This window comes from Oscillibacter sp. CU971 (assembly GCF_905219725.1).
Lineage (GTDB): Bacteria > Bacillota > Clostridia > Oscillospirales > Oscillospiraceae > Oscillibacter.
On the sequence record NZ_CAJMXG010000574.1, the window covers coordinates 1 to 1,059 of the forward strand.

1 protein-coding gene is annotated in these 1,059 nt (G+C 56.7%); it reads right to left on the bottom strand.

Features of this window, described 5'->3' with window-relative positions:
• Window positions 1–635: 635 nt before the first annotated feature.
• Window positions 636–911 carry a hypothetical protein gene (locus JX325_RS18580; protein WP_204792284.1) on the bottom strand — a complete coding sequence of 92 codons (276 nt, stop codon included), beginning with the start codon at window positions 909–911 and terminating at the stop codon, window positions 636–638.
• Window positions 912–1,059: the final 148 nt, after the last annotated feature.

Consider the following 1,059-nt stretch of genomic DNA (forward strand, 5'->3'; position numbering starts at 1 on the left):
AAGGCGGGCGGTTCCCTATGCCCCGCCTAAGGTTTTTGCGCCCTTCGACCGGGCTGGGACTGGAAAAAAGAGGAATTCATCCCCCAATATGGCCCTTTATTGGACGTTTCCTTTACCTTTGTCTGTTTGCCTGGCTTTTACCGGCTTTAATCAGTGCTTCCTTAAATTTGTTGTAGTCTTCATAGCGGTCACGCTTCTATGTAGTCGATGGACGGAACCTTGCACCAGCCCTGCCAGCCCCGGCCCTCTACCTTCGTCCGCACAACGCNGTACTTNGTGCCCATGGCCTCAACGACGTAGCCGTTTCCGATATAGACGCCGATATGTCCGGGCTTCCAGACCGCCAGGCCCTTGATCTCCGGCATGGAGGACATCTCCCCCTTCACCGCGGCGGACTGATACATCTGGTTTGCGCCGTAGTCCGGNATCCCGTTGGTCCCGTAGCGGATGGCCCCGCTGGAAGCGTCCAGCCAGCCATAGCTCTTGATGAGCCCCACACAGTCCGCCGTCCGGCGGCCAAGCCAGTTGGCGCGGATGAACTCCTTGTATTTCCCCACGCCGTCCGGGTACTGCTTCAGCTTATAGGCAAAGAGGGAATCCGTCAGGACGTTGCCGTAGGTGCCCCAGACGTAGCCTCAGTTGTTCTGCCACGCCTGGACGGCATAGGCCGCCAGGTCCAGATTGTTTTTCGTGCCGGGGCGGACAAAGCCGGAGGTGTCAATCCCGCTTCCGTGGCTTTCGCCGTGCTCGATGTCGCCGGACCCGCCCTCAAAGGAGGTATCCCCCTCGTAGCTGGGCCGGTAGCCTTCAAAATAGGAGCTGTATTTGTTGAGGGCGTCGCTGTCCCGCAGGACCTCGAACATGGCTCCCGCCCAGGTCTTTGCCTGAAAATCAAAACCCAGGCGGTTCATGAGTTGGTCCGGGTCCGGTTTCTGGACCTTTATTTTTAAGGAAACGCTGATTTAATCCCCCCAAATGATAAAAGATGTGATAAAATAAGGGAAAGGGGGCGCGGGGTATGAAACAAGAAAGTTTTAGCGATATGGAACACAGATGCCG